Source organism: Streptomyces sp. 135 (assembly GCF_020026305.1).
GTDB lineage: Bacteria > Actinomycetota > Actinomycetes > Streptomycetales > Streptomycetaceae > Streptomyces.
In genome coordinates this window covers 2,550,255-2,574,302 of sequence record NZ_CP075691.1, presented here as the reverse complement: position 1 = coordinate 2,574,302, position 24,048 = coordinate 2,550,255, and the positions used below count along the sequence as shown (strand labels likewise).

Annotated in this window: 21 protein-coding genes and 1 pseudogene; 8 read left to right on the top strand and 14 right to left on the bottom strand. The window is 73.0% G+C overall.

What is annotated here, in order from left to right:
• Positions 1-74 precede the first annotated feature (74 nt).
• On the top strand, positions 75-2,141 hold the full coding sequence (locus tag KKZ08_RS11550; protein ID WP_223774376.1) for a bifunctional glycosyltransferase 87/phosphatase PAP2 family protein: 2,067 nt from the start codon (positions 75-77) through the stop codon (positions 2,139-2,141).
• On the opposite strand, the gene KKZ08_RS11545 is transcribed toward KKZ08_RS11550, so the two are convergent.
• Complete coding sequence (locus tag KKZ08_RS11545; protein WP_223774375.1) at positions 2,095-3,732, bottom strand: hypothetical protein; 1,638 nt, start codon at positions 3,730-3,732, stop codon at positions 2,095-2,097. The two genes, KKZ08_RS11550 and KKZ08_RS11545, sit on opposite strands and share 47 nt — an antisense overlap.
• A 100-nt stretch (positions 3,733-3,832) precedes the next feature.
• A complete protein-coding gene (locus KKZ08_RS11540; RefSeq protein ID WP_223774374.1) occupies positions 3,833-5,077 on the bottom strand; it encodes a cytochrome P450 in 1,245 nt (414 codons plus the stop codon).
• 254 nt (positions 5,078-5,331) lie between these two features.
• Between KKZ08_RS11540 and KKZ08_RS11535 the strand changes: the two genes are divergently transcribed.
• Positions 5,332-6,501, top strand: coding sequence for a steroid 3-ketoacyl-CoA thiolase (locus KKZ08_RS11535; protein WP_223774373.1), 1,170 nt, complete (start codon positions 5,332-5,334; stop codon positions 6,499-6,501).
• A gap of 255 nt (positions 6,502-6,756) precedes the next feature.
• Here KKZ08_RS11535 and KKZ08_RS11530 read toward each other — a convergent pair whose 3' ends face one another.
• The 7 genes from KKZ08_RS11530 to KKZ08_RS11500 form a co-directional block, all read right to left on the bottom strand.
• Positions 6,757-7,212: a transglycosylase SLT domain-containing protein gene (locus KKZ08_RS11530; protein WP_223774372.1), complete on the bottom strand. Its 456-nt coding sequence runs from the start codon at positions 7,210-7,212 to the stop codon at positions 6,757-6,759.
• Positions 7,213-7,548: 336 nt separating this feature from the next.
• A complete protein-coding gene (locus KKZ08_RS11525) occupies positions 7,549-8,373 on the bottom strand; it encodes an ECF transporter S component (protein ID WP_223774371.1) in 825 nt (274 codons plus the stop codon).
• Entirely contained in the window at positions 8,370-10,067 is a 1,698-nt protein-coding gene (locus tag KKZ08_RS11520; RefSeq protein ID WP_223774370.1) for an ABC transporter ATP-binding protein, read from the bottom strand. The genes KKZ08_RS11525 and KKZ08_RS11520 overlap by 4 nt, the downstream gene beginning before the upstream one ends.
• Entirely contained in the window at positions 10,064-11,263 is a 1,200-nt protein-coding gene (locus KKZ08_RS11515) for an energy-coupling factor transporter transmembrane component T (RefSeq protein WP_223774369.1), read from the bottom strand. The genes KKZ08_RS11520 and KKZ08_RS11515 overlap by 4 nt, the downstream gene beginning before the upstream one ends.
• A gap of 51 nt (positions 11,264-11,314) precedes the next feature.
• On the bottom strand, positions 11,315-11,935 hold the full coding sequence (locus tag KKZ08_RS11510; RefSeq protein WP_223779010.1) for an SCO2322 family protein: 621 nt from the start codon (positions 11,933-11,935) through the stop codon (positions 11,315-11,317).
• Positions 11,936-11,997: 62 nt separating this feature from the next.
• Complete coding sequence (locus KKZ08_RS11505; RefSeq protein WP_223774368.1) at positions 11,998-13,245, bottom strand: prenyltransferase/squalene oxidase repeat-containing protein; 1,248 nt, start codon at positions 13,243-13,245, stop codon at positions 11,998-12,000.
• 312 nt (positions 13,246-13,557) lie between these two features.
• Positions 13,558-14,628, bottom strand: a complete 1,071-nt coding sequence (locus KKZ08_RS11500) for an MBL fold metallo-hydrolase (RefSeq protein ID WP_223774367.1) — start codon at positions 14,626-14,628, stop codon at positions 13,558-13,560.
• A gap of 218 nt (positions 14,629-14,846) precedes the next feature.
• Between KKZ08_RS11500 and KKZ08_RS11495 the strand changes: the two genes are divergently transcribed.
• Both KKZ08_RS11495 and KKZ08_RS11490 read left to right on the top strand, forming a co-directional pair.
• A complete protein-coding gene (locus tag KKZ08_RS11495; protein ID WP_223774366.1) occupies positions 14,847-16,313 on the top strand; it encodes an aldehyde dehydrogenase in 1,467 nt (488 codons plus the stop codon).
• Entirely contained in the window at positions 16,313-16,546 is a 234-nt protein-coding gene (locus tag KKZ08_RS11490; RefSeq protein ID WP_223774365.1) for a ferredoxin, read from the top strand. Before KKZ08_RS11495 ends, KKZ08_RS11490 begins: the two co-directional genes overlap by 1 nt.
• A 44-nt stretch (positions 16,547-16,590) precedes the next feature.
• Here KKZ08_RS11490 and KKZ08_RS11485 read toward each other — a convergent pair whose 3' ends face one another.
• Positions 16,591-17,211, bottom strand: coding sequence for a TetR family transcriptional regulator (locus tag KKZ08_RS11485; RefSeq protein ID WP_223774364.1), 621 nt, complete (start codon positions 17,209-17,211; stop codon positions 16,591-16,593).
• A gap of 215 nt (positions 17,212-17,426) precedes the next feature.
• Here KKZ08_RS11485 and KKZ08_RS11480 point away from each other — a divergent pair, with 215 nt between their 5' ends.
• The 3 genes from KKZ08_RS11480 to KKZ08_RS11470 are packed head-to-tail and all read left to right on the top strand — an operon-like array spanning position 17,427 to position 20,619.
• On the top strand, positions 17,427-18,791 hold the full coding sequence (locus KKZ08_RS11480; RefSeq protein WP_223774363.1) for a glycosyltransferase family 4 protein: 1,365 nt from the start codon (positions 17,427-17,429) through the stop codon (positions 18,789-18,791).
• Positions 18,791-19,543: a class I SAM-dependent methyltransferase gene (locus KKZ08_RS11475; protein ID WP_223774362.1), complete on the top strand. Its 753-nt coding sequence runs from the start codon at positions 18,791-18,793 to the stop codon at positions 19,541-19,543. Before KKZ08_RS11480 ends, KKZ08_RS11475 begins: the two co-directional genes overlap by 1 nt.
• Positions 19,540-20,619: a prenyltransferase gene (locus KKZ08_RS11470; protein WP_223774361.1), complete on the top strand. Its 1,080-nt coding sequence runs from the start codon at positions 19,540-19,542 to the stop codon at positions 20,617-20,619. Before KKZ08_RS11475 ends, KKZ08_RS11470 begins: the two co-directional genes overlap by 4 nt.
• A gap of 24 nt (positions 20,620-20,643) precedes the next feature.
• Here KKZ08_RS11470 and KKZ08_RS11465 read toward each other — a convergent pair.
• Both KKZ08_RS11465 and KKZ08_RS11460 read right to left on the bottom strand, forming a co-directional pair.
• Positions 20,644-20,811 (bottom strand): annotated as a pseudogene (locus tag KKZ08_RS11465) (GNAT family N-acetyltransferase); the annotation flags it as partial.
• Between the two features lie 99 nt (positions 20,812-20,910).
• A complete protein-coding gene (locus KKZ08_RS11460; protein ID WP_223774360.1) occupies positions 20,911-21,204 on the bottom strand; it encodes a hypothetical protein in 294 nt (97 codons plus the stop codon).
• A gap of 117 nt (positions 21,205-21,321) precedes the next feature.
• Here KKZ08_RS11460 and KKZ08_RS11455 point away from each other — a divergent pair, with 117 nt between their 5' ends.
• Positions 21,322-21,867, top strand: a complete 546-nt coding sequence (locus tag KKZ08_RS11455) for a hypothetical protein (RefSeq protein WP_223774359.1) — start codon at positions 21,322-21,324, stop codon at positions 21,865-21,867.
• A gap of 7 nt (positions 21,868-21,874) precedes the next feature.
• Here the strand turns inward: KKZ08_RS11455 and KKZ08_RS11450 are convergent, their stop codons facing one another.
• Both KKZ08_RS11450 and KKZ08_RS11445 read right to left on the bottom strand, forming a co-directional pair.
• A complete protein-coding gene (locus KKZ08_RS11450) occupies positions 21,875-22,885 on the bottom strand; it encodes an LLM class F420-dependent oxidoreductase (RefSeq protein WP_223774358.1) in 1,011 nt (336 codons plus the stop codon).
• 115 nt (positions 22,886-23,000) lie between these two features.
• Positions 23,001-23,867: a hypothetical protein gene (locus tag KKZ08_RS11445; protein ID WP_223774357.1), complete on the bottom strand. Its 867-nt coding sequence runs from the start codon at positions 23,865-23,867 to the stop codon at positions 23,001-23,003.
• Between the last annotated feature and the right edge of the window lie 181 nt (positions 23,868-24,048).

The following is a 24,048-nucleotide window of genomic DNA, read 5'->3' as shown; positions in this document are numbered from 1 at the left end:
CCCTCGCGTTGGGCACACCGGACAAAAGCCGATAAAGAGCGGCAGGATATATGGCGCGGGAGGTGCGACGCGGCATGGCGAACGGCGAGCACAGGGAACCGCGCGATGCCCTGGGGGCGGGGCCGGCCACCGGACCACGGCCACGGATCGGCGCGGCTCGCGTCGCCCTGTGGCTGTTCGCCGCCGTCCTGGCCGTCCGGCAGGTGGCCGTCGTCCTGCGCACCCCTGAGGGCGAGCGCCTCACCGACCTGGAGACCTGGCTCGGGCCGGACGGCGTCCTGCACGTCAAGGACTCCCTCTACGACGCGGACCGGTTCACCGGCACCCCCTTCGCCGGCCTCGTCCTCAAGCCCCTCGCCCGCTCCGGGGAGCAGGCCCTCGGCTGGGCCTGGACCTTCGGCACGCTCGGCCTGGTCGTCGTGCTCGGCCTGGTCGCCGCCCGGGCCCTGCCGCAGCCGCTCTCCCGGCGCACCTCGCTGCTCGCCGCCCCCGTGGCGGTCAGCCTGCTCATCGTGTCGCTGCCCGTGCGCAACACCCTGCACCTCGGACAGACCAGCGTCATCCCGGTCCTGCTGGTGCTCCTCGGCCTCTTCGCCGTGCGCGGCGAACGGACCTGCGGCGTCCTGATCGGCGTCGGAGCGGCGCTGCAGCCGACCATGCTGCTCTTCGCCGCGCTGCTGTGGTGCACCGGCCGCAGGAGGGCCGCCGTGTCCACCGGCGCGGGCTTCGCCCTGTGCGCGGCGCTCGCCTGGGCCGCGATGCCGCACGACTCATGGACGTACTGGTTCCATCACCTCGCCGGAGCGGGCCTCGGCGCGGACCCGGACGCCGCCGCCAACCAGTCGCTGCACGGCCTGCTGCTCCGCCTCGGCCTCCGGGGGCCCCTGGAGACCGGGCTCTTCCTGGCACTCGGCGCCGCCGTCGTCTACGCCGGCCTGCGCCGCGCCGTGCGCTACGCCAAGGACGGGCAGCTGCTCCTCGCCGTCGCGATCACCGGCTGCGTGGCGGTCGCCGTATCGCCGACGACCTGGCGGCACCAGCTCCTGTGGGTGCTCTTCGCGGTGGTCGGCCGGGTCGGCAGGCGCCGGTCCGACCGGTATGTGTGGCCGGTGGCCGTCGTCCTCGTGTCGACGCTGCCCGCCACGATGATGCTGCCGAACATGCCGGTCACCGAGCCGGTCCGCGACAACATCGCGCTGATCGCGGCGCTCGCCGCCGCCGTCGCCGTGCCGTTCCTCTCCCGCGCGCACCCGCAGTACCAGGCGCCCATCCCCACCCAGTACGCCACCCCGGTCCCGGCCCGATGGCGCCGGGTGCCGCTGCTGCCGTTCTGGCGGCGGGTCCTGACCCGCCCGAACCTGCTGCTCGAACTGCTCCTGATCCGCGTCGGCTACTCCGCCTACCAGCAGGTCAGGCTCGCCGCGACCGGCGGCACGATCTCCGGGGGCCGGGCCACGGCCGAGCGGCACGGCGAGCAGATCCACTCCGTCGAGCGGTTCCTGCACATCGACATCGAGCACTGGGTCAACCACGCGGTGGTGAAGGCGGGTTGGCCGAAGGAGTTCTTCGACTTCTACTACACGTCGTTCCACTTCGTGGTGCCGCTGGGCGTCCTCGCCGTCCTGTACGCGCGCCGGCCCGCGGAGTACCGCTGGGCGCGCTCCGCGCTCGGCTTCGCGACGGTCCTCGCCCTCGTCGGCTTCTGGGCCTACCCGCTCGCCCCGCCGCGCCTCATGCCGGACCTCGGCTTCATCGACACGGTGCACGGCGTGCAGGACTTCACCAAGCCGAACTACGGCACGCTCACCGACCTGACCAACCAGTACGCGGCCATGCCCTCGCTGCACTTCGGCTGGTCCCTGTGGTGCGGCCTGGTCATCGCGGTCCTCGCCCCCAAGGGGTGGATGAAGGCGCTCGGGCTGCTGCACCCGCTCCTGACGCTCTCCGCGATCGTGGCGACGGGCAACCACTGGATCCTCGACGCGGCGGGCGGCGCGGTGGTGGTCGGTGCCGGCTTCGGCCTCACCCACCTCCTCTCGGGCCCCCGCGCGAGCCGCTCCCGCGAGGCCGCCGCGGGGGCACAGGCGCCGCCGGTCACCGGCACGACGAGGGGCTCGGCGAAGGACCGTAGCCCGAGCTGATCCGGTAGGTGCCGGGCCCGGGCACCGACAGCCGCGTGAACTCGCCCTGCCGCTCCAGGCAGGCGCCCTCGGCCCGCAGCCACGGCGAGTACACGAGGCGCACCGTCACCGCACCCCGCTCGGGGACGCGCACCACGACGTCGGAGTCCGTGGCGCGGACGACGGAGGCGGGCCGGGAGACCAGCGGCACCGCCTCCCGCACCCGGAAGATCCGCCAGTTCGCGTCCTGCCAGACCGCTTCCAGCCACTCGGGTTCCCGCGCCACCAGCTCCGCCTCCTGTTCGGCGAACCCGTCCGGCTTGCCCGAGGGCAGGACGACGTATCCGACCGCCCACCTGTCCAGCCAGGCCCGGTAGGTGGCCGCCGAGAACGTCCCGTCGTAGAAGAGGCGCCCGCGCTCGATGTCGAGCTGGCGGTTCCAGCCGCGCGCCAGGTTCACGTGCGGGGCGAGCGCCGTGGCCTCGCGGTGGTTGCGCGCCGGGACCACCTCGACGCGCGACCGGTCGGCGCCAAGCCGCTCCAGCTCCCGCACCACGCCACGGGTGTCGGCCGCCCAGCGCGGCACCTCCGTGGAGACCACGAGGTCGTCGGCGGTCTTGTGGACCACCCACACCGAGCACAGCGCCAGGGCCACCGCGAGCACGGCCCGCCGTATCCGGTCGAGCCCCGGCGCGAGCAGGGCCGCGAGCAGCGCGGCGGGGCCGACCAGCTCGGCGAGCCGCTCGACGTTCGTACCGATCGGGGAGGGGATGAGATACGTGAGCACGGTCCCGGCCGCGTACACGCCCGCGCACCACCGGAGCACCCGCCACGCGCGCGGGGCCGCCAGGATCAGGGCCAGGGAGAACAGCACGGGCGGGAAGATCCGGTCGAAGGGCATCAAGTGCTCGCCGGTGAAGGGGAAGAGCGCCGTCGTGACCGCCACGACCACGAACGGCGGCGCCACGAGCGCCGCCGCGCGCGGCCAGTCGCGTACGAAGAAGTAGCCCGCGCCCGCGACCACCAGGAAGAGGCCCGCCACCGGCGACGCCATGGTGGCGAGGGCCGCGCATACCGCGGCGAGGGCGGCGCGCCGCTCCCGCACCGGCGCCAGACAGGCCGCTAAGGCGAAGGCGATGCCGAGCGCGAACGTCGTGCGCCCCGAGGCGACGTTGCACCACACACCGAGCGAGCCGAGCACCGCGGGCCACAGGGGCTCGCGGACGCCGGTGCGTTCGATGAGGGCGGCGACCAGCCAGGCCCCCGCGATCCCGGAGAGCACCGTCACGGTCTTCACGCCGAGCGCGGCCATCAGGTGGGGCGAGATCAGGCTGTAGCTGGCGGTGTGCATACCGCCGTACCAGAAGAGGCCGTACGCGGCCGTGCCGTGCTCGGCGGCGAACCGCGCCCAGGCCTCCTGGGCGGCGAGGTCCCCGCCGCCCGTCGCGAGGAACGCCGCCCACACCGCGTACAGGGGAAGGGTGGGCACGGTGGCGAGCAGGGGGACGCGGTGCCGCCGGCCGAACACCCGGAAGGAGGACCGGGCCGGCTTGCGCTCGGCGGGTCCGCTGTCGGACGGGACGATCGGGAAGTCGGCGAAGACCACGGCCACCGTTTCCGTTCGAAGTCATGGGAGAGGCAAGGCTCACTTCTCCGGACGTGTGGCGCAACGGAAACGTTGGTTCCGTGAAGCGGGTGAACCCGTATGGCGGTCAGCCGGTGCTGACCCGCAGTTCCTTGACTCCGTTGAGCCAGGCCGAGCGGAGCCTGCGCGGGGCGCCGGTCAGCCGGAGGCCGGGCATGGCGTCGGCGATCGCGTGGAAGATGAGGTTGATCTCCAGGACCGCGAGGGACTTGCCGAGGCAGAAGTGCGGGCCGCCGCCCCCGAAGCCGAGGTGCGGGTTGGGGTCGCGGGTGATGTCGAAGACGTCCGGGGCCTCGAAGACGTCGGGGTCGTGGTTGGCGGAGGAGTAGAAGATGCCGACGCGGTCGCCCCGCTTGATCGTGGCGCCGCCCAGCTCCGTGTCCTGCGTCGCGGTGCGCTGGAAGGCGACGACCGGGGTCGCCCAGCGCACTATCTCCTCGGCCGTGGTGTCGGGACGCTCGCGCTTGTACAGCTCCCACTGGCCGGGGTGGGTGAGGAAGGCGTGCATGCCGTGGGTGATGGCGTTGCGGGTGGTCTCGTTGCCGGCCACCGCGAGCAGGATCACGAAGAAGCCGAACTCGTCGCCCGAGAGGTTCCCCTCGTCCTCGGCCGCCACCAGCTGACTGACGATGTCCTTGGCCGGGCACTCCTTGCGGGCCGCGGCGAGGTTCATCGCGTAGGAGACGATCTCCATGGCCGCCTCGGCGCCGATCTCCTCGGTGATGGCGTACTCCGGGTCGTCGTACGCGGCCATCTTGTTGGACCAGTCGAAGATCTTGGCGCGGTCCTCCTGATCCACGCCGATCAGCTCGGCGATGGCCTGGAGCGGGAGCTCGACGGCGACGTTCGTCACGAAGTCGAAGGAGCCGTCCGGGCCCGCCGTCTCCAGGGCCGCCGCGACGATGGAGCGGGCGCGCTCGCGCAGGGCGTCCTCCAGCGAGCGGATGGCGCGGGGCGTGAAGCCGCGCTGCACGATCTGCCGGACCCGGGTGTGCTCGGGCGGGTCCATGTTGATCATGATCAGTTTCTGGGCGTCGATCTGGTCGCGGCTGATCGACTCGTTGAAGCGGATGATCGCGGTGTTGACGTTCGAGGAGAACAACTCCGGGTGCGTGGAGACGTACTTGACGTCCTCGTGCCGGGTGACGGCCCAGTAGCCCGCGTCGTCGAAACCGGACACGCGGGGCCGCTGGGCGATCCAGCGCACCGGTTCCGTCCGCCGCAGCCGTGCGAACTCCGGGAGCGGCACGCGGGCTTGGAGCAGGTCGGGGTCGGTGAAGTCGAACCCGTCGGGAAGCGCTGGACAGGTCATCGGCAGCTCCAGGCGGCGAGGGCGTGTTCTGACGGTCCATCAGAAGCCTTGCGGGGCAAGGTAATAACGGGTTCTACAAGTGGCAAGGCTCAGGGCGGGACCGGTTTCGGCCGGTTCCGGGCAAGGTGCGTGCAAGACCCTTGCGGCGCCGGGACTCCGCTCAGCAGACTGCTGGAGAGAACTAGAACGCGTACTAGTTCCTCTCGCGAGCCGCCGGGACGGCTCGCGGGACGTGGACGGAGAGGACCAGCCCCATGGCCGCGGAACCTGTCATCGTCGAAGCCGTACGCACCCCCATCGGCAAGCGCGCGGGCGCGCTCGCCAACCTCCACCCCGCCTATCTGCTCGGGGAGACCTACCGCGAACTCCTCGGACGCACCGGCATCCACGCCGACTGCGTCGAGCAGATCGTCGGCGGCACGGTGACGCACGCAGGGGAGCAGTCGATGAACCCGGCGCGCACGGCCTGGCTCACCATGGGGCTTCCGTACGAGACGGCGGCGACGACGGTGGACTGCCAGTGCGGGTCCTCGCAGCAGGCCGCCCACCTGGTGGCGAACATGGTGGCGGCCGGTGTCATCGACGTCGGGATCAGCTGCGGCGTCGAGGCGATGTCGCGGGTGCCGCTGGGGTCGGGGTCCAAGCACGGTCCCGGCAAGCCGTTCCCCGACGAGTGGAACGTCGACCTGCCCAACCAGTTCGAGGCCGCCGAGCGCATCGCCCGCAAGCGGGGGCTCACCCGCGAGAACGTGGACTCGCTCGGCCTCATCTCGCAGGAGCGGGCGGCCGTCGCCTGGTCCGAGGAGCGCTTCAAGCGCGAGACGTTCGCCGTCCAGGTGCCCACCACGGAGGAGGAGCAGGCCGCCGGGCAGGGCATGTGGCGGCTCGTCGACCGCGACGAGGGGCTGCGCGACACGACGATGGAGGCGCTCGGCGGCCTCAAGCCGGTCATGCCGACCGCCGTGCACACGGCCGGGAACTCCTCGCAGATATCGGACGGCGCGGCCGCCCTCATGTGGGCGTCCAAGCGGATGGCGCGGGCGCTGAAGCTGAAGCCCCGGGCGCGGATCGTGGCCCAGGCGCTGGTCGGCGCCGACCCGCACTTCCATCTGGACGGGCCGATCGACGCGACGCGCGCGGTGCTCGGCAAGGCCGGGATGTCCCTGAAGGACATCGACATCGTCGAGATCAACGAGGCCTTCGCGTCGGTGGTGCTGAGCTGGGCGCAGGTCTTCGACCAGGACCTGGAGAAGGTCAACGTGAACGGCGGGGCGATCGCGCTGGGGCACCCCGTGGGGGCCACCGGGGCGCGGCTGATCACCACGGCTCTGCACGAACTGGAGCGGCGGGACAAGGAGTTCGCGCTGGTGACGATGTGTGCGGGGGGTGCGGTGGCTACGGGGACGATCTTGCAACGGTTGTAGGGGCGGGGTGGCGTCTTGGCGGGTGGGGCCGGAGGGCGCCTCGGGGTGCCGGTGGGGCGGGGCCGCGCCGGTATGTCCGTCCTCGCTATCGCCTGCGGCGCCCCCTTGCGCTTCGGGACTCCGTGGCCGTGCGTGCCGTGCTCCGGGCGGACATACCGGCACGTCCCCTCGCGTCTCGATGGTGGCCGTCCGCCGTGGCGGGTACGAAAAAGGCGGCACCCCCCGGGTGGGGAGTGCCGCCTCTTTCGGGCCGGATCAGTACCAGCCGTTGGCCTGCCAGTGGCTCCACGCGCCGACGGGGCTGCCGTAGCGGTCGTTCATGTAGTTCAGGCCCCACTTGATCTGGGTCTCGGGGTTGGTCTTCCAGTCGGCGCCCGCCGAGGCCATCTTCGAGGCGGGCAGCGCCTGGACCAGACCGTAGGCGCCGGAGGAGGAGTTCGTCGCGCTGACGTTCCAGCCGCTCTCGTGCGAGACGATCTTGTCGAACGCGGCGAACTGCGCCGGGTCCGAGATCAGCTTCTTCGCGATCGCCTTGGCGGACGTCGGGGCGGCGGCGGGAGCGGCGGCCGGGGCGACGGCCTTCGCGGTGGTCGGGGTGGCTGCCTGGGCCGGTGCCGCGGCGAAGACCATGCCGGTGGCGGCTGCGGCGACGATGCCGCCGGTGATGGCCTTCTTCGGGGAAGCGATGCGGCGGATGAGCGAGGCGGACACAGAGGACCTTCCGGTGGGGGATGGGGGAGTCGCGGTGCACGCCGTGAAACGTGGGGGACATGCGATGGCGCCGAGTCCCGTGGGGGGCGTCGGCGCCTTGCGACTCATCCAGAGAAACAGGCCGGGCACGCCGCCGCAATGCCCCCCTTTACTAGTGGAAGTCGCACCCGCGCCGAATGCCCCCTCTGTGACGTGGCTCTCAATCCGCAGGTCAGGGCGGTGATTGATGCGTGTACGTCAAAGGCGAAAGGTACGCCCTCGCCTAGTAGAGGACCTAAGTCCTGTGGGCCGCCTCACGGATCCGTGGCCGCGATGTCACGGAGTGCTCAACCTCCCTTACGGCTTCGGGGCCTCGAATGTGACCGGCGCCTCGAAAGCCGCCCGCCGCGTGGCCCGTCGCAGCGCCTTCAGGACAGCGGGCCCAAGCGCGAGGCTCAGCACGACCGTGACCACGGCCCGCGGCAGGTCCCAGCCCAGCGACGTGGCCAGGCAGTAGGCGACGAAGCGGGCCAGGTTGTCCGCGAGGGGGTCGCCGGGCACGAAGGAGACGCCGGTGGCCAGACCGCCGAGGTAGGGCCAGCCCTGGAGGTTCATGACGGTGCCGTACAGCACGGAGGCCACCGCCCCGTAGGCGGCCAGCAGCCACAGCTCCCGGCGGCCCCGCAGCGTGTCGGCGCCCGGCAGCAGCCCCGCGCCCATGCAGACCCACCCCATCGACAGCATCTGGAAGGGCATCCACGGCCCGACGCCCCCGGTGAGCAGCGCCGAGGCGAACATCGACACCGCCCCGAGCACGAACCCGAACCCGGGGCCGAGCACCCGCCCGCTCAGCACCATCAGGAAGAACATCGGCTCGATGCCCGCCGTGCCCGCGCCCAGCGGCCGCAGCGCCGCCCCCGCGGCGGCCAGCACGCCCAGCATGGCGATGGCCTTGGCGTCCAGACCGGCGTCCGCGATGCCCGCCACGACCACGGCGAGCAGCAGCGGCAGCAGCGCCGCGAAGAGCCAGGGCGCGTCCCCGGCGTGCGTACTGATCCCCGAGCCGGCGTCCGCGAGCAGCGGCCACCCGAACGCGGCCACTCCCACGGCGCTGACCAGCGCGAGCGCCACGACCGAGCGGGGGCCGAGCCGGACGGGGCGGGCCTGCGGGGCGGCGCTCACGAGGCGTCCCGCGCCATGCCCAGTGCCTCGCGCACCTGCGCCACCGTCAGCCACTCCCGCGGCGCCAGGACCTTGGTGACCTGGGGCGCGAAGGACGGCGACGACACCACGATCTGCGGGGTCGGGCCGTCCGCGACGACCTCGCCGTCCGCGAGGACCACCACGCGGTGGGCGATCTCGGCGGCCAGTTCCACGTCGTGCGTGGCCAGCACGATCGCGTGGCCCTCGGCCGCGAGGCCCCGCAGGATCGTGACCAGGCGGGCCTTGGCCGCGTAGTCCAGGCCGCGGGTCGGCTCGTCGAGGAGGAGAAGCGGAGGGCGCGCGGTCAGCACGATCGCCAGGGCGAGCGCGAGCCGCTGGCCCTCGGAGAGGTCCCGGGGGTGCGTGTCGTCCGCGATGTCCGGCAGCAGCTCGCTCACAAGGGCGCGGCACGCCCCCGCCGCCGCGCCCGCGTCCCGGTCGGCGGCGGCGCACTCGGCGGCCACGGTGTCCGCGTACAGCAGGTCACGCGGCTCCTGGGGGACCAGGCCGACGTGCCGCACCAGCTGCCGCGGTGCTGTGCGGTGCGGGACGGCGCCGCCGACCCGGACGGTGCCCGAGGTGGGTTCCAGAAGGCCGACCAGGGTGGACAGGAGCGTGGACTTCCCGGCGCCGTTGCGGCCCATGAGGGCGACCGTCTCGCCGGGCGTCACGGTGAGGTCGACGCGGCGCAGCGCCTCGACGCGGCCGCGCCGCACGGCGAGGCGTTCGACGCGGGCGGCCGCCGCGGCCGCTGATCTGTCGGGGGTACGTTCCCTGCGCGGCCGGAGCCACCGGGCGGACGGCGACTCCACGGGAGGCACGGCCGTCTCCTCCTGGCGCGGCGCGAGGTCCGCGAGCCGCTCCCGCAACGCACCCGCCCTGCGCCGCGCGTCCCGCACGGTCAGCGGCAGCGGCGACCAGCCCGCGAGGCGCCCGAGCGCGACCACCGGCGGATACACGGGGGAGCGCGCCATCAGCTCCGCCGGGTCACCGAGGACCGGCGGCTCGCCCGGCGCCGCGAGCAGCAGCACCTGATCCGCGTACTGCACGACCCTCTCAAGCCGGTGCTCGGCCATCAGCACCGTCGTGCCCAGGTCGTGGACGAGCCGCTGGAGCACCGCGAGGACCTCCTCGGCGGCGGCCGGGTCGAGCGCGGAGGTCGGCTCGTCCAGGACGAGGACCTGAGGGTGCGGGGTGAGGACCGAGCCGATCGCGACGCGCTGGCGCTGGCCCCCGGAGAGCGTGGCGATGGGCCTGTCGCGCAGATCGGCGAGGCCGAGCAGGTCCAGGGTCTCCTCGACCCGGCGGCGCATCACGTCGGGGGCGAGACCGAGGGACTCCATGCCGTACGCCAGCTCGTCCTCGACGGTGTCCGTCACGAAGTGCGCGAGGGGGTCCTGGCCCACCGTGCCGACGACGTCGGCCAGTTCGCGCGGCTTGTGGGTACGGGTGTCGCGGCCCGCCACGGTCACCCGCCCGCGCAGGGTGCCGCCCGTGAAGTGCGGGACCAGGCCGCTGACCGTGCCGAGCAGCGTCGACTTGCCGGCCCCGGACGGGCCGACGAGCAGCACGAGCTCGCCCTCGGGAACGGTGAGATCCACCCCTTGGAGGGTGGGGACGGTGGGGCCCGCTGCTCCCTCGTACGTCACGGAGACGTCCTCGAAGCGGATCATGAGGTCTCCTCGGGGGATGTGGGGGAGGGGCTTGTCGTGTCGGCGGGCTTCTCCGCGCGTGCCGCGTCCTCCGGCGGCACCGGCGCCACGAAGGCCGGCAGCAGTCCGAGGAGCACCGCCAGCGCGGGCCACAGCGGCAACTGCGGTGCGACCAGCGGTACGACGCCGGGGTGCAGGGCCGCCGGGTCGGACGACGCGGCCGAGATCACCAGGCCCGCGACGGCGACCCCCGAACCGGCGACCAGCCAGGCCTGCACGCCCCACCGGTCGGGCCGGTAGCGGGTGCGCACGGCCCGGCGGCCACCGAGCCGCAGCCCCGCGAGCGCCGCGAGGAGTCCCGCCACGAGCGCGGGCAGGCCGTAGGAGCCGCCCTGCGCGGTCAGCAGCCCGTACGTCCCGACGCAGACGCCCATCAGGCCGCCGAGCGTCAGCACGGCGATGGCCCTGCGCACCCCCGCGGGCACGGCGGCGGTGCGCCCGAAGCCGCGCGCGTCCATCGCGGCGGCCAGCGCCACCGACCGCTCAAGGGCGCCCTCCAGGACCGGAAGCCCGACCTGGAGCAGCCCGCGCACACCGCTGTCGGAGCGCCCGCGCAGCCGCCGCGCGGACCGCAGCCGCCGCACGTCCGCGATGAGGTTCGGCGCGAAGGTCATCGCCACGACGACGGCGACCCCCACCTCGTACAGCGCGCCCGGCAGCGACTTGAGCAGCCGGGAGGGGCTGGCGAGGGCGTTCGCCGCGCCGACACAGATCAGCAGGCCGGCCAGTCTGATCCCGTCGTAGAGCGCGAAGACCACGCCCTCCGCCGTGACCCGGCCGCCGATCCGCACGCCCTTGGCCCAGTCGGGCAGCGGGACCTCGGGCAGCGTCACCATGACGTGCGTACCCGGGATCGGCGAGCCGAGCACCACCGCGAAGACCAGCCGGATCCCGATGACGAGCAGCGCCAGCTTCACGAACGCGCCGTACGACTTCGCCCACGGTGCCGAGGTGCGGCGCGCCGCCACGACGTACCCCGCGACACCGATCAGCAGCGCGATCAGCAGCGGGTTCGTCGTCCGGGACGCGGCCGTGCCGAGCCCGAGCGCCCACACCCACCAGGCGCCGGGGTGCAGGGCGTTGCTCCGGTGCGCCTCGGGGGCGATGCGGCGCCGGAGGAGGCCGGGCGCGCGGGCATGGTCCGTCAGGTCCCTCATGGTGCTGTCCGTGTCATCCATGTCATCCGTGTGCCGGCGGCCGGTGCCGCGTCAGCCGCGACGGCGCCGGGCCTGCCAGAACGCGGCGCCGCCGAGCACCGCCACCGCGGCGATCCCGGCGATCAGCCCCACGGAGGGCCCGCCGCCGTTCCGGTCCTGGCTCTCCGTCTCCTCGGAGCCGGCCCGCGCCGTACCGTCGCCGGAGACCTGCTCGCCGCAGCCCGACTTCGGGTAGCCGTCGATGGCGCAGAGCAGCGCCTTGCTGTCGTAGCGCAGCGGCTCGGCCACCGAGGCGAGCGCTTCCGCGCTGGTGGCGTCCTCGGCGACGCGCGCGCAGGCCGGCCGGGGCGCGGGCGGCGACTCCCCGCGCGGGGCGTCCTCGCGCGTACCGAAGTCGAGGACGAGGGCGATCCGCTTGCGGCCCTCCCGGGCGGGCGTCTTCGCGCAGATGTCGGCGAAGTCCGCGGGGCCGCGCGGCTTCGCGGCGTCCTGGGAGTCCGCCGAGACCGAGAAGCGGAACCCCTGCACGGCACCGTCATCGGGCCGGGCGGTGCCGGGCCCCTGACTGGCGTACGTCCATGTGTCGCCGTCCCGGTCCCAGAACGACCAGTAGCGGTAGCCGGCGGCCTGGGAGGGCGCGGCGGCGAGGACGCACAGCAGCGCGGCGAGCAGCGCCCCGACCGCCGTGCGTGCACGCCATCCGCGGCTCCGCGTCCGGCCCGCCCGGCCCCGCGTCACGGCTGCTGCTTCTTGCGGTTGGCGCTGTACAGGAAGCCGATGCCGATGCCGGCGACCAGGCCGACGCCGATGATCCACCAGATGCTGACGCCTTCGTCCTTCTTCTCGTCGGAGTCCGCGTCCGAAGCGGAGTCGGACGTGGCGGTCTTCTCCGGCGGCGGGCCCTGGGCGCTCAGCTGCTTGACGAGGTCGGCGCCGCCGAAGTCGCGGGGGTCCATGCCCGCCGCGTGGGCGGCGAAGACGAGCTGGGCGTAGGCGGCGGGGCCGGACTGCTTCGCCCAGGCCGCGGAGTTCTCCGCGAGCCACTCGGCGGACTTCTCGGCCTGCTCGCTCTGCCCGGCGGCGGCGAGGGCGACCACGGCGTCCGCGGTGTTGCCCTGGTCCGGCTGGTCCTTGGCGCCCGGCATGGCGGACATCAGGTGGTCGTCGTTCTCGCCGAGGACGTCCAGGAGGTAGGCCGTGCCGTTGCTCGCGGCCTGCGCGGCGGTGTCCGGCTTCGCGCACTTGGGGGCGTCGCCCGCGTCCGCGGCCTTCTTGCCCGGCGGCACGACGAGGCCCTTGCCGAGGCTGCCGAGCACACCGGCCGCGGTGGCGTCCGCGTTCGGGCTCAGCTTCTTGGACTTGGCGTCGGCGAGGCCGAAGGCGCCGTCGCCCTTGCCGCAGTCCATGGCGAGCTTCGGCAGCGCGTCGTAGGCGGACCTGCCCTTCTGGGACTTCACGTTCGCGGGGTTCTCACCGGCCGCGGCGAGGGCGCCGACGACGATGCCGGTGGAGTTGGCGTCGGAGGGCAGGCCCGGGTTGTAGCCCCAGCCGCCGTCCTGGTTCTGCACGGACTTCAGCCAGCCGACGCTCTTCTTGACCGTCGCGGCCAGGTTCTTGTCCTTGCCGCCGAGGGCGGCGAGGGCCTGCACGGCGGCGGCGGTGGAGTTGCTGTCGACCGCCGTCTTGGAGTCGCACGGCTCACTCGCGTCGGCGCGGTAGGCGGCGAAGCCACCGCTCGCGCACTGCTGCCCGGTCAGCCACGTCACGGTCTTCCGGGCGGGCTCGACACCCGCGGTGTCCAGGGCGAGCAGGGCGTAGGACTGCCGGAAGACGCCGTCGAACTTCGGGTCGGACTTGCCGTACAGGCCCGAGGGGAGCGCGGTCGAGGGCGACGGGGCGTCGTCCGCGAAGGCGGCCGGTGCGGCGGCGGAGCCGAACACGGCGACGGCGGCCAGGACCGCTGCGCTGCGGCGAACGTTCATGATGCGGCGGGTTGCCTCTCCCTGCGGGGAGCGGGGCGGCACGGACCGTGCGGGCACGGTTCTTCCGGGCGGCTCCGGCTCCGTATACCTCGACGGTGCCGCTCATCGGGGGTCCCGATGGAGCGAGCCGGTCACGTTCCGCACAGGGCATTCCGGCTCACCGCTGAAGGCGGTACACGGATCGGGGCCTCCCCTGCTCGAGCGAAGCCGAGAGCTCGGGGAAGGGTCAGCGCCGGATTCCCACCGGCTTCCCCCCGCGCGGACGTGAGGACGACCCGCCCACTCTACCGGCCGGTCGGCGGCCGCCCCCGGTCACACCGCCACGTACGTCACCGGGTCGCTGCCCGCCACCGCCTCCGCCCGCCCGAGCTTCACCAGGCGCCGCACATGGGCCTCGGCCTCCGAGACCGCGATGCTGCGCGAGCCGTGGGGGATCTCGGCCCAGGGACGGTTCCACGCCATGCGCTCGGCGAGCCGCCAGGGGGTGAGGGGCTCGGCGAGGAGGGTGAGCAGGCCGGTCAGGCGCTCCTCGTGGTGGGCGATCAGCTCGCGGACGCGGGCGGGGGCGCCGGTGAACGCGTGCTGGTGGGCCGGGAGGACCTCCGCCGGGTCCAGGGCGCCGACCCGTTCCAGTGAGGCGAGGTAGTCCCCGAGGGGATCGGTGACCGTGTCGTCGTCCGGGTCCTCGTACAGGCCGATGTGCGGGGTGATGCCGGGCAGGAGGTGGTCGCCGGAGAAGAGCCGGCCAAAGCCCCGCAGCCCCGCCGGGTGCTCCTCCTCCAGGTGCAGGCAGACGTGGCCGGGGGTGTGGCCCGGCGTCCAGATCGCGCGCAGGCGGCGGCCCGGCAGGTCGAGCAGCTCGCCCGGGGTGATCCCGCGGTCGGGCAGGGCCGGGTCGAGGCCGGGCAGTCGGCGCGGGCGCCCCTCGTCGCGGGCGAGGAGCAGCGGCGCGACGTGCTCGGCGGGGGCGCCCGCCGCGGTGAGCTTCGCGGCCATGTAGCGGTACCAGCGCTCGGGCGGCTGGGCGCGGGTGCGGCGCACGACGGACGCGTCCGCCTCGTGCATCGCGATCCACGCCCCGGACACCTCGCGGACCTTCGCGGACAGGCCGTGGTGGTCGGGGTGGTGGTGGGTGACGACCACACCGCGTACGTCCTCGACGGCGGCGCCGCACGTGCCGAGCCCGGCGGTCAGCGCGGACCAGGAGGCGGGGTCGTCCCAGCCGGTGTCGATGAGGACGGGACCGGCGTCGGTGGCCAGGAGATGGACGAGGGTGAAGCCGAGGGGATTGTCGGGGATCGGGACCTTGACGCTCCAGACGCCCCCGCCGTGCTCGATCACCGGCGGTTCGGACACCTGCGGTTCGGTCGCCTGCGGGGCCATGGGCGCCTCGTCTCTCGTCGACGGATGCCCACTATAACTAGAACTGGTTTCAATGGTCGCCCCAGTCGACTGAATCTCAAGTAGGCGGAACTCCGGGGCGGTCGGCCGTTCCGGGCGTGGACTCCTCGAACTAGAACTGGTATCAGTTCTGAAGCAGCGTCAGGAAGAAGCACGTCAGGAAGTGTCGGGAAGCAGCGCCCCGCAGGAGGCAGTCAGCCATGACGGAGCTCGTGGAACACGGACAGCTGTTCATCGGCGGGGAGTTGGTGGACCCGCTCGGCAAGGACGTCATCGACGTCGTCTCCCCGCACACCGGCCAAGTCTTCGCCCGCGTGCCGCACGCCGCCCCCGCCGACGTGGACCGCGCCGTCGCCACCGCGCGCAAGGCGTTCGACCGGGGCCCCTGGCCGCGCATGACCCTGGACGAGCGGATCGAGGTCGTCACCAGGATCAAGGACGGCTTCGCGGCGCGCCACGAGGAGATCGCCCGCGTCATCAGCTCCGAGAACGGCACCCCCTACACCTCCAGCGTGATGGTGCAGGCCCTAGCCGCCATGATGGTGTGGGACGCGGCGCTCACCGTGGCCCGCGACTTCCGCTACGAGGAGAGCCGCGACGGAGTCCTCGGGAAACTGCTCGTGCGGCGCGAGCCGGTCGGCGTCGTCGCGGCCGTCGTGCCCTGGAACGTCCCGCAGTTCACCGCCGCCGCCAAGCTCGCCCCCGCGCTGCTCGCCGGCTGCCCGGTGGTCCTGAAGACCTCGCCGGAGGCGCCGCTCGACGCGTACGTCCTCGCGGAGATCGCCGCGGCGGCGGGCCTGCCGGAGGGCGTGCTCTCGATCATCTGCGCCGACCGCGAGGTCAGCGAGTACCTCGTCGGGCACCCCGGCGTCGACAAGGTCTCCTTCACCGGGTCCGTCGCCGCGGGCAAGCGCGTCATGGAGGTCGCCGCCCGCAACCTCACCCGCGTCACCCTGGAGCTCGGCGGCAAGTCGGCCGCCGTGATCCTCCCCGACGCCGACGCGGCGGCCGCCGTCGCCGGCATCGTGCCGTTCGCCTGGATGATCAACGGCCAGGCGTGCGTGGCCCAGACCCGCATCCTCGTGCCGCGCACCCGCTACGACGAGTTCGCCGAGGCCTTCGCCGCCGCGGCGTCCGCGCTCAAGGTCGGCGACCCGATGGACCCCGCCACGGAACTCGGCCCGCTCGTCGCGAAGCGGCAGCAGCAGCGCTCCCTCGACTACATCCGGATCGGCCAGGAGGAGGGCGCCAAGATCCTCGCGGGCGGCGGCCGGCCGCCCGGACTCGACCAGGGCTGGTACGTCGAGCCGACCCTCTTCGGCGGCGTCGACAACTCCATGCGCATCGCCCGCGAGGAGATCTTCGGCCCCGTCATCTGCCTGCTTCCGTACGGCGACGCGGACGAGGCCGTCGAGATCGCCAACGACTCCGACTACGGCCTGAGCGGCAGCGTGTGGACCGCCGACGTCGAGCGCGGCATCGACATCGCCCGGCGGGTGCGCACGGGAACGTACTCGGTGAACACCTTCAGCCTCGACATGCTCGGCCCCTTCGGCGGCTACAAGAACTCCGGTCTGGGGCGCGAGTTCGGGCCCGAGGGGTACGGCGAGTACTTCGAGCACAAGACGATCCATCTGCCCGCCGGCTATGAGGGGAGTGGCGCCTGATGGGCGACCGCTGGCGCGTCGAGGTCGACCGGTCGGTCTGCATCGGCTCGGGCATGTGCGTGATCACCGCGCCCGGCGCCTTCACCCTGGACGCCGCCCGGCAGTCCCACCCCTCGGCCCCCGAGGGCGACGCCGACGAGCAGGTCCTCGAAGCCGCCGAGGGCTGCCCGGTCGAGGCGATCACCCTCACGCTGGCCGACAGCGGGGAGGTCGTGTTCCCGCCCGAGGACTGAGGCCCGGGCGCGCCCCGGGCCCGGGGTCAGGCCCGGGCCCGGGGTCAGGCCCGGGGTGTGGCGGTGAGGTCGATGAGGCGGCAGACGGTCTCGATGTCGATCTTCACCTGGGCGATCGACGCCCGCCCCGAAAGCCAGGTGATCAGCGCGGAGTGCCAGGTGTGCTCGATGACCCGCACGGCGGAGAGCTGCTGCGCGGTCGGCGGCTCCGGCAGGCCCATCGCGTCCAGGATGATCGCCGTCGTCAGCCGCGAGACCGTGTCGACCTCGGGGCTCACCGAGCGGTCGGCGAAGGTCAGGGCCCGCACCATCGCGTCCGCAAGGTGCGGCTCGCGCTGGAGGGCGCGGAAGGCCCGCATCAGCGTCTCGGCGACCCGCTCGGCGGGCGTCTCGCCGGCCGGGGGACGCTTGCGGATCGTGGTGTGCATGTGCTGGAGCTGGTCCTGCATGGTCGCCACCAGCAGATGCACCTTGGAGGGGAAGTAGCGGTAGAGGGTGCCGAGGGCGACGCCCGCCGCCTCGGCGACCTCGCGCATCTGCACGGCGTCGAAGCCGCCGCGGCTGGCCAGTTGCGCGCTGGCGTGCAGGATGCGGCGCCGGCGCGCCTCCTGGCGCTCCGTGAGGGGCGGCGTCGCGGGGCTCCCCGCCTTGGCTTCCGCTGTCATGTCGATGCCCCTTTGGAAAACGCCTCCCGAGATCGCACAGCATGGCAGGGAGCATGTCGTGGCGCGAATCACCTGATCCGGGCCTTACACCTGGCCTACCTGCCGGTAGATTCAAAGCTCGTTCGGCGATCACTCGGCGATCAAGTCTGAAACTTGTTCTAGATTACCGTCCCGGCGTAACCTCGCGGACAACTGCACGGAGAAGGGGGCCGAGAGTGACCGCTGAGGCCATGGAGGCGGGCCCCCGGAAGGGCTCCGACGCCGACGGCGACCGACCGTTGCGCATCGCTCTCCTCACGTACAAAGGGAACCCGTTCTGCGGGGGCCAGGGCGTCTACGTACGCCATCTCTCGCGCGAGCTGGCCCGGCTCGGCCACAGCGTCGAAGTGATCGGCTCGCAGCCCTACCCCGTCCTCGACGAGGGCGAGGGCCTGGCGGGCCTCAAGCTCACCGAACTGCCGAGTCTGGACCTCTACCGCTCGCCGGACCCCTTCCGCACCCCGGGGCGCGACGAGTACCGCGACTGGATCGACGCCCTCGAAGTGGCGACCATGTGGACCGGCGGCTTTCCGGAGCCCGTCACGTTCAGTCTGCGCGCCCGGCGCCATCTGCGGGCCCGGCGCGGCGACTTCGACGTCGTGCACGACAACCAGACCCTCGGCTACGGCCTGCTGGGCGACCTCGGCGCACCCCTGGTCACCACGATCCACCACCCCATCACCGTCGACCGGCAGCTGGAGCTGGACGCCGCGCCCGACTTCAAGCGCCGCCTGTCCGTCCGCCGCTGGTACGCCTTCACCCGCATGCAGAAGCGCGTCGCGCGCCGCCTCCCGTCGGTCCTCACCGTCTCCGGCAGCTCCCGCCAGGAGATCATCGACCACCTCGGGGTGCGCGAGGACCGCGTCGACGTCGTCCACATCGGCGCCGACACCGGCCTCTTCTCGCCGGACCCGGCCGTGCCCGAGGTGCCGGGCCGCATCGTGACGACCTCCAGCGCCGACGTGCCGCTCAAGGGCCTTGTCCACCTCGTCGAGGCGCTCGCCAAGGTCCGCGCCGAGCACCCGGGCGCCCACCTCGTCGTCGTCGGCAAGCGCGCCGAGGACGGACCCGTCGCGCAGGCCATCGAGCGCTACGGCCTCGCGGGCTCCGTGGAGTTCGTCAAGGGCATCACCGACGCCGAACTGGTCGACCTCGTCCGCTCCGCCCAGGTCGCCTGCGTCCCTTCGCTGTACGAGGGGTTCTCCCTCCCCGCGGCCGAGGCCATGGCGACCGGTACGCCGCTCGTCGCGACCACCGGCGGCGCGATCCCGGAGGTCGCGGGCCCCGACGGCGAGACCTGCCTCGCGGTGCCGCCGGGCGACGCGGGCGCGCTGGCCACCGCCCTGAACCGGCTCCTCGGCGACCGCGAGCTGCGCACCCGCCTCGGCCACGCGGGCCGCGAACGCGTCCTGCGGAAGTTCACCTGGGCGCAGGCCGCCAAGGGCACGGCCGACCGCTACCGCGAGGCCATCCGCCGCTCCGCCGCCACGAACCCCGGCCGCACCGCGGCCACCCCGACGCACTCCGGGAGCCATCGCTGATGCTGACCGTCGACTTCACCCGCTTCCCGCTCGCCGCGGGCGACCGCGTCCTCGACCTGGGGTGCGGCGCGGGCCGGCACGCCTTCGAGTGCTACCGGCGCGGCGCGCGGGTGGTGGCCCTCGACCAGAACGCCGAGGAGATCCGCGAGGTCGCCAAGTGGTTCGCCGCGATGAAGGAGGCGGGCGAGGCCCCGGCGGGGGCGACGGCCACCGCGATGGAGGGTGACGCGCTCAACCTCCCCTTCCCCGACGCGTCGTTCGACGTCGTGATCATCTCCGAGGTCATGGAGCACATCCCCGACGACAAGGGCGTCCTCGCCGAGATGGTGCGGGTCCTCAAGCCCGGCGGCCGCATCGCCGTCACCGTCCCGCGCTACGGCCCCGAGAAGGTCTGCTGGGCGCTCAGCGACGCCTACCACGAGGTCGAGGGCGGCCACATCCGCATCTACAAGGCCGACGAACTCCTCGCCAAGATGCGGGAGTCGGGCCTCAAGCCGTACGGCACGCACCACGCGCACGCGCTGCACGCCCCGTACTGGTGGCTGAAGTGCGCGTTCGGCGTCGACAACGACAAGGCGCTGCCCGTGCGGGCGTACCACAAGCTGCTGGTCTGGGACATCATGAAGAAGCCCCTCGCCACGCGCGTGGCCGAGCAGCTGCTCAACCCCGTCGTCGGCAAGAGCTTCGTGGCCTACGCGACCAAGCCGCACCTGCCGCGTGCGGCGGCCGACGCCGCGGTGGCCGCCAAGTGACGAGCCCCGAGCGGACCGAACACCTCGTCCTGCCCGGCGTCCTGACGGCTGATCAGGCGACGGCCACGGTACGCGGCATCCTCGCCGTCCAGCGGGAGGACGGCGCCATCCCGTGGTTCCGCGGACACCACCTCGACCCGTGGGACCACACCGAGGCCGCCATGGCCCTGGACGCCGCCGGGGAGCACGCCGCCGCCGGGCGCGCCTACGACTGGCTGGCCCGGCACCAGAACCCGGACGGCTCCTGGTACGCGGCGTACGCCGACGGGGACCCGCACGACGTCACCGACCGGAGCCGCGAGACCAACTTCTGCGCGTACATCGCCGTCGGCGTCTGGCACCACTACCTCGCCACCGGCGACGAGGCGTTCCTGGACCGCATGTGGCCCGCCGTGTTCGCCGCCGTCGAGTTCGTCCTCGCGCTCCAGCAGCCCGGCGGGCAGATCGGCTGGAAGCGGGAGGCCGACGGCACGCCGGTCACCGACGCGCTGCTCACCGGCTGCTCCTCGATCCACCAGGCACTGCGCTGCGCCCTCGCCGTCGCCGAGCAGCGTGGGGAGCCGCAGCCCGACTGGGAACTGGCGGCCGGCGCCCTCGCGCACGCGATCACCAGCCACCCCGAGCGGTTCCTCGACAAGAACCGCTACTCGATGGACTGGTACTACCCGGTCCTCGGCGGCGCGCTGAGCGGCGAGGAGGCCAAGGCGCGCATCGAGGAGGGCTGGGACCGCTTCGTGGTGCCGGACCTCGGCGTGCGCTGCGTCGTCCCGAACCCCTGGGTCACCGGCGGCGAGAGCGCCGAACTGGCCCTCGCCCTGTGGATGGTGGGGGAGTCGGACCGCGCCCTGGAGATCCTCCAGTCCATCCAGCACCTGCGGGACCCGCGGAGCGGCCTGTACTGGACGGGCTACGTCTTCGACGACAAGGCGGTCTGGCCCGAGGAACTGACCACCTGGACGGCGGGCTCCCTGCTCCTCGCGGTGGCGGCGCTCGGCGGCGACGAGGCGACCTGCGCGGTCTTCTCCGGCGAGCGGCTCCCGCGGGGCCTCGCCCCGGAGTGCTGCGAGGCGCGCTGAGGCCCGGCCCGGCAGCGGGCCCTCCCCCACGGCCTCGTCGCCGTCGCGGGTGAGCCGCGGCCACGCGACGCCGGGATGGACGTACGCCTCCGCGAGGGACTTCCCCACGGGCGCCACCAAGTGGTCCTGGTCGGGACGGACCTTCGAGACCGCGATCGCGGTCTCGAAGGTGTCGGCGGTGATCTCTTGCAGTGGTACGGCGAAGTCGGCCTCTCCGCACTCCGGGCAGGCGGGCGGAGCGGGCCTCGTCCGGCATCGGGGCGGCCGGTCCCGACCGCCCCGACACCGCGCTCAGTACCTGCGCAGCCGGCCTGCGACCGCGTGGCCGACGAAGAGGTACACGACCGCCGCGAGGCCGTAGCCCGCGACGACCCTGGCCCATGCCTCGTCGAAGGTGAACAGGTCATGGGACCACCCCGCGAGCCAGCGGGCCACGTCGTGGACGAACTGGACGAGGTCGTTGGCGCGATTGGCGTCCAGGAGGTACATCAGGATCCACAGCCCGAGGATCAGGGCCATGACATCCGCGATGACCACGATGATCTGCGCTGCGCTGTTTCCGCGTGTGCGTCGACCTGGGGACATGGGGACCGGGTACCGGGCTCGCGCCCGATGAAACCCGGACGGCCGCGCCCCGGTGGCGGCCCCCGGCGGTCGGGGCGAGGCTGCGGGGAGGACCGCTCACCTCTGGAGGCCGCTGCCGTGCCCAGCCCCGTATCCGTCCGCCGCGCCGGAGTCTCCCTCACCTTGTGCTGCACGCTGCTCGTCGGAGCGACGGCCTGCGGCAGCGACGACAAGGACACCGCGACGGCGCCGTCCGGCACCAGCACCGCCGAGAAGCAGAAGTTCGCCAAGACCCGCTTCGTCGCCAACGCGGGCCTCGCCGCGGGCGCCACGTACCAGTGGATCGTGAAGCCCTACCGCGCGGGCAAGTTCAAGAAGGGCGCGAACGGCCGGACGACGGCCCTGGTCAAGGCGGGCCTCGCGGGCGCGTTCACGTACAACAGGCTGAAGGCGGCCACGAAGAACGCACAGGGCGACCCGACCCTCTCCAAGGCGGTGGCGCCCCTGACGGCCGGCATCGACGCCCTGAAGGACCTGCCCGGCAAGCTCCGCAAGGGCGAATCGACGGATTCGATCGTGAACTCCTTCGACGGCGCCATCAACTCCGTGAAGGACGCGGGCAAGAGCGCGGGCGCGGAGGTCAAGGACAAGGTGCCCTCGACCGGCCAGCTGAGGAACGGCTAGGCGGCGCCTAGGAGTTGAGCTCGGCGAGGACACGCAGGGTGTGCGGGTCCGGCGCGAGGACCAGCAGGTCGGTGACCGGGCCCGCGCGCCACAGGGCCAGCCGTTCCGCGATGCGCTCGCGCGGGCCCACCAGGGAGATCTCGTCGGCGAAGGCGTCCGGCACCGCGAGCACGGCCTCCTCCCTGCGCCCCGCGAGGAACAGCTCCTGGACCTGCCGCGCCTCTTCCTCGTACCCCATGCGCGCCATCAGGTCGGCGTGGAAGTTGCGGGCGGCGTGCCCCATGCCGCCGATGTAGAAGCCCAGCATGGCCTTGACGGGCAGCAGCCCCTCGGCGACGTCGTCGCAGACCTTCGCCCGCGCCATGGGGGCGATCATGAAGCCCTCCCGCAGGTCGCCGAGCGAAGGCCGGTACACGTCCGTGCGCGTCGGCGACCAGTACAGCGGCAGCCAGCCGTCCGCGAGCCGCGTCGTCTGCGCGATGTTCCTCGGCCCCTCGGCGCCGAGCAGGACCGGCAGCCCTGCCCGCAGCGGATGCGTGATCGGCTTGAGCGCCTTGCCGAGGCCGGTGCCGTCCGCACCCCGGTAGGGGTGGGCGTGGAAGCGGCCGGCGACCTCCACCGGGCCCTCGCGGCGCAGCACCTGGCGGACGACCTCGACGTACTCCCGGGTCGCGGTCAGCGGCGACTTCGGGAAGGGCCGCCCGTACCAGCCCTCCACCACCTGCGGGCCGGAGAGCCCGAGCCCCAGCAGCACGCGGCCCCCGGACAAGTGGTCCAGTGTGAGCGCGTGCATCGCGGTGGTCGTGGGTGCGCGTGCCGCCATCTGCGCCACCGCCGTGCCGAGCCTGATGCGCGAGGTCCGCGCCGCGATCCAGGTGAGCGTGGTGAAGGCATCGGAGCCCCAGGCCTCCGCCGTCCAGACCGAGTCGTACCCGAGCCGTTCGGCTTCCCGGGCCAGGGCGACGTGATCGGGGTCAGGTCCGCGCCCCCAGTAGCCGAGTGCCAGCCCGAGCCGCATAGGCGCGCCCTCCCGTTCCTGGTTCCTGACGTTACGTCAGCTACGCACTGGCGGGAGACTGTACGACAACGGCCCCCCACCCGGAAGGGCGAGGGGCCGCGCAGTGCCTGTGGGGTCAGCCGCGCTGGATCCCCGTGGTGTCCTGCAACACGCCGCGGCGGCCGTCCTGCGTCTGGGCCACCAGGGTCGCGCCGCGCTGCTCGACGGCCAAGTACCAGGTGCCGGGCGCCAGTTCGGCGATCGGCGTGGGCGAACCGTCCTCCGCGTACAGCGGACGCGGCACCGGCACGGCGAACCAGAACGGCGAGAAGTCACCGGACGCCTGCGCCTGCGCGGGCGGCGGGGTCTGCCCGCCCTGCGGCTGCGGCTGACCACCGAAGGACTGCCCCTGCGGCTGGCCGGGCTGGCCGCCGTAGGGAGCACCCGGCTGCGGCTGACCGGCACCGGCGCCGGGGTAGCCGTAACCACCCTGCGGCTGACCGCCGTAGGGGCCCGGGGCGGCCGGACGCGGGGCACCCATGAGGGGGGCCTTCAGGGCCGGGACGATCTGCGTGGCGACCGCGGCGGCGGCCAGCACGAGCGCGCCGATCAGGCCGAGGATGAGGCCGACACCGGCGTCGGGGGACTCGCCGCCCCCACCCAGGCTGTTATCGAAGAAGAAGCCGTACGACTGGTCGGTGTCGAAGATCGCGCCGAGCGAGCTGAAGGCGGAGGCGATGGTGAACGCCACCCCGAGCTGGCCGAGGTCGAGACCCGCGACCTTGCGCTGCTGCGGCATCGCGCGGCCCACGACGATGAGCGCGGCACCGATGATGCCGAGCAGGTACACGCTGATCAGCAGGTTGCCGTTTTCCCAGGCGTTGGGCAGCTTGTCACTGTCGCCGCCATCAGGGTCCAACGTATTGAGGAACGAGGCGATGAAGAGCAACACCGCTGCTCCGATCACCACGCCGTCGCCTCGAGTGAGGGAGCGGAAATTCACTTCAGGTCCTTCGTCAGTCGTCTCGTCAGTGGAGGCGTCGCTGTCGCCGTAGTCGCGTTCGTGCCGCGGTGCGCGAAGCGCGGGGGTGGCCCCTCATCGTAGGGAGGACAATATCGTCCGTACACAGCGGGTGTCTGCTCGGGATAAAGACGTGCACGACTTGGTACGCGGACGTTCACGC

What these genes read in the sequence shown, in the direction of transcription:
- KKZ08_RS11520 (WP_223774370.1), bottom strand. Translation starts at nt 10,067, where the DNA reads ATGATCCGCTTCGAGGACGTCTCCGTGACGTACGAGGGAGCAGCGGGC.
- KKZ08_RS11490 (WP_223774365.1), top strand. Translation starts at nt 16,313, where the DNA reads ATGGGCGACCGCTGGCGCGTCGAGGTCGACCGGTCGGTCTGCATCGGC.
- KKZ08_RS11500 (WP_223774367.1), bottom strand. Translation starts at nt 14,628, where the DNA reads ATGGCCCCGCAGGCGACCGAACCGCAGGTGTCCGAACCGCCGGTGATC.
- KKZ08_RS11495 (WP_223774366.1), top strand. Translation starts at nt 14,847, where the DNA reads ATGACGGAGCTCGTGGAACACGGACAGCTGTTCATCGGCGGGGAGTTG.
- KKZ08_RS11550 (WP_223774376.1), top strand. Translation starts at nt 75, where the DNA reads ATGGCGAACGGCGAGCACAGGGAACCGCGCGATGCCCTGGGGGCGGGG.
- KKZ08_RS11460 (WP_223774360.1), bottom strand. Translation starts at nt 21,204, where the DNA reads ATGTCCCCAGGTCGACGCACACGCGGAAACAGCGCAGCGCAGATCATC.
- KKZ08_RS11535 (WP_223774373.1), top strand. Translation starts at nt 5,332, where the DNA reads ATGGCCGCGGAACCTGTCATCGTCGAAGCCGTACGCACCCCCATCGGC.
- KKZ08_RS11450 (WP_223774358.1), bottom strand. Translation starts at nt 22,885, where the DNA reads ATGCGGCTCGGGCTGGCACTCGGCTACTGGGGGCGCGGACCTGACCCC.
- KKZ08_RS11485 (WP_223774364.1), bottom strand. Translation starts at nt 17,211, where the DNA reads ATGACAGCGGAAGCCAAGGCGGGGAGCCCCGCGACGCCGCCCCTCACG.
- KKZ08_RS11515 (WP_223774369.1), bottom strand. Translation starts at nt 11,263, where the DNA reads ATGAGGGACCTGACGGACCATGCCCGCGCGCCCGGCCTCCTCCGGCGC.
- KKZ08_RS11540 (WP_223774374.1), bottom strand. Translation starts at nt 5,077, where the DNA reads ATGACCTGTCCAGCGCTTCCCGACGGGTTCGACTTCACCGACCCCGAC.
- KKZ08_RS11505 (WP_223774368.1), bottom strand. Translation starts at nt 13,245, where the DNA reads ATGAACGTTCGCCGCAGCGCAGCGGTCCTGGCCGCCGTCGCCGTGTTC.
- KKZ08_RS11475 (WP_223774362.1), top strand. Translation starts at nt 18,791, where the DNA reads ATGCTGACCGTCGACTTCACCCGCTTCCCGCTCGCCGCGGGCGACCGC.